This is a genomic window from Ferruginibacter sp. (assembly GCF_028288465.1).
GTDB lineage: Bacteria > Bacteroidota > Bacteroidia > Chitinophagales > Chitinophagaceae > Ferruginibacter.
Map to the genome: position 1 here is coordinate 1 of NZ_JAQBNR010000012.1, position 2,837 is coordinate 2,837.

3 protein-coding genes and 1 pseudogene are annotated in these 2,837 nt (G+C 39.4%); all 4 read left to right on the top strand.

What is annotated here, in order from left to right; translation table 11 throughout:
* A partial coding sequence (locus JWR61_RS04840) for a LytTR family DNA-binding domain-containing protein (RefSeq protein WP_301926715.1) occupies positions 1-366 on the top strand: 366 nt, incomplete at its 5' end.
* 204 nt (positions 367-570) lie between these two features.
* A complete protein-coding gene (locus JWR61_RS04845; protein ID WP_301926716.1) occupies positions 571-1,122 on the top strand; it encodes a hypothetical protein in 552 nt (183 codons plus the stop codon).
* Between the two features lie 72 nt (positions 1,123-1,194).
* On the top strand, positions 1,195-1,764 hold the full coding sequence (locus JWR61_RS04850) for a hypothetical protein (protein WP_301926717.1): 570 nt from the start codon (positions 1,195-1,197) through the stop codon (positions 1,762-1,764).
* 149 nt (positions 1,765-1,913) lie between these two features.
* Positions 1,914-2,837, top strand: a pseudogene (locus JWR61_RS04855) (hypothetical protein); the annotation flags it as partial.

Below are 2,837 nucleotides of genomic sequence, written 5' to 3' on the forward strand. Positions count from 1 at the left end.
GAACAATTGTATCATGACATAACAAACCCTCAGAAAATTCATGATAAGATTGCCATCCCAACCGGCGAAGGCTTTATTGTTGTTCCGGTAAATGAAATTGTGTATTGCCACGCAGACAGCAACTATACTAAGTTTTACCTTACTGATAAAAAGTGCATCTTGTCAAGCTATACGTTAAAACAGTACGATGAAATTTTAACTGCACAATCCTTTTTTCGGGCGCACCGCTCCTATCTTATCAATTTAGCGCATGTAAAAATTTACCGAAGAGGCGAAGGTGGTGAAATTGTGATGAGTAACGGGCATGAAATAGAACTTTCACGTACACACAAAGATGAGTTTCTGCATCTTTTCAATGTAAGGTAGAAACACCCGATACCGGTTTGTTTTTGATTTGCTAAATCAATCTGCTGTTTCAACCACCTTTATTGCACCCTTCGCTAAACAGCGTCTTACAACAGCTTTCTCTAATTGTACTTTTAAGCATGGATGTCTTTCCGGGCTATACCAATCATCCTTTGGCTTCAAGGAGTGGTTCTCTCTTTATCGTCAACAATTAAATTAGAAAAAATGAAAAATTTTAGCCTCCAGTTATTAATGATGTTATTTGGTCTTACCACGGTCGTCTTTTCTGTCAGCAGCTGCAACAAATCAAACCTTTCACCTCCATCTTCTGCTTTGAAACAGCAACAAGTCGCCGCAGCAGCAAAATTGAATGCGCTGACTCCGGCAATCCCCAATTTTAACCTCGAAGTTATTTTGCGCGGAGAAGGAAAAGCCTTTGGACATGTTGAATTCAGGCAAGATAATGATGCAGATAAAATTGTCACGTTGAATACCTGGGTTCGTGACCTTGAACCAAATCATGAATACCAGTTGCAAAGAGCTGTTGATACCAACTTAGACGGTAATTGTACAGGAACAGCCTGGCTCACACTTGGCAAAGGTTTGCAGCCCCAATCAATTTTTACAGATGAAAATGGAATCGGAAGGGAAGAATTATCCCGCAATTTGTCTGCCGTTCCATCAGGGACAACATTTGATATTCATTTTCAGGTTATTGATGCACAAAGCTCCGAAGTAGTTTTAACAAGTGACTGCTACCAGTTTACAGTCAGGTAATAATCCTGCAGATGAAGATTGTGTTGCAAATCGTCTTCAGACTTCGTGTTTTAAAGATGAAAAAAAACATCATTGCCTATAGGCGCTTTTAATTTTGGATTTTTTTCCGGCTGCAGATGTTGCTTATTGCAATACTGTAAAGATTACAAATACCCGAAAAGCAATGGAAAACTAATTAATCAACAGTTTATATCATTCACACTAAAAAAGGAGAGTCTTATTATGCGACACATCAAAAAAATTTCGGCAATCGGCCTGGGTATGATTGCTTTGATCACTATGAGCTGGAAACCCGTTCCTCCACCCCACGCCCCAGGAGCAGTTACGATCACCGCTGTTTATGATTTTTCTACATTTCCTAACGTAACAGGAACCTTTACCACAAGCGGGGCTCTAAATATTTCAGGAACCACTACAATGGATATAAGCCTGAATGTTAATGGCATCAGAGGTCATTGCGTGGTTGTACTGACAACGCCTGATGGGACTATTACAATTCATCAGGAATGTGTCTTTGCCACTAATCCGCCGCAGGGGAGGTGGGAGATTGTCAGCGGTACGGGTGCCTATGCGAACCTTAAAGGAAACGGGTCACTTACAATGCCGCCGAATACTGAAGCTATGACAGGAGTTATTCGCTAAACGGTAAGCATTACAATTACTTTATCATTTAATAAAACTTTAATAAAAGGGAGGCTGATGCCTCCCTTTTATTTAGCTTAGGTCCTGATAAAAAGGGATAAACGTCAGCCTTTGCGGAGAAATACAACCTATTAATCTTTAACTGCAATATGAAGAAAATCACGTTGCTGATCATTTTGATTATGGCATGTTATTGTTTTTCCTGTGCACAAATCGCATCGGTTAAGGGAGTGATCTTTGATGATATTAACAAGATCAATCTCGTCAATACATCCGTTTCTCTTTTAAGGCAGCATGATTCCATTTTATATAAGTTTGCCCGCAGCGATGCTAATGGATTTTTCGAATTTAAAAATCTAATTCCTGGCAATTACCTGTTATTAATCAGGCACCCCTTCTATGAAGATCATATTGATCGACTGCAAATAAATGAAACTTCTAAAATCAATATTGGAACTATTAAAATGATTTTAAAACCCATTAATTTAAAAGAAGTAGTTGTGATTCAACGGATCAGTGCAATAAAAATAAAAGGAGATACGACCGAGTTCAATGCGGCCGGCTTTAAGGCTCGCGAGGGCGCTTCAGTTGAAGAGATACTTAAAAAATTGCCCGGCGTTCAGGTCGACAAAAATGGTAACATAACAGCGATGGGAGAGAAAGTGAACAAGGTTTTAGTAGATGGCGAAGAATTTTTTGGGGATGACCCTACCATTGCTACGAAAAATTTACCGGCTGATGCAGTTTATAAAATACAGGTTTTTGACAAGAAAAGCGACCAGGCTACTTTCTCAGGCATTGACGATGGTGTCCGGTCAAAAACGATTAATCTGCAATTGAAAAACGACAAGAAAAAAAGCGATTTCGGAAAACTGGATTTGGGCGCCGGATGGGATAATAAGTGGAATAATAGCGCAATGATAAACAGTTTTAGAGATAAAATAAAATTTTCTTTCTATGCTAATGTGAGCAGTACTGATATAAATGGGTTGAATGTGCAGCAAGGCAATCAGTGTCACAAAACCATCAAGCCCGAGCGCTGCAATAGCCAAAAAAAACGCGATCAGTGCAGT

Coding starts and splice junctions, on each gene's coding strand:
- JWR61_RS04845 (WP_301926716.1), top strand. CDS start 571: ATGAAAAATTTTAGCCTCCAGTTATTAATGATGTTATTTGGTCTTACC.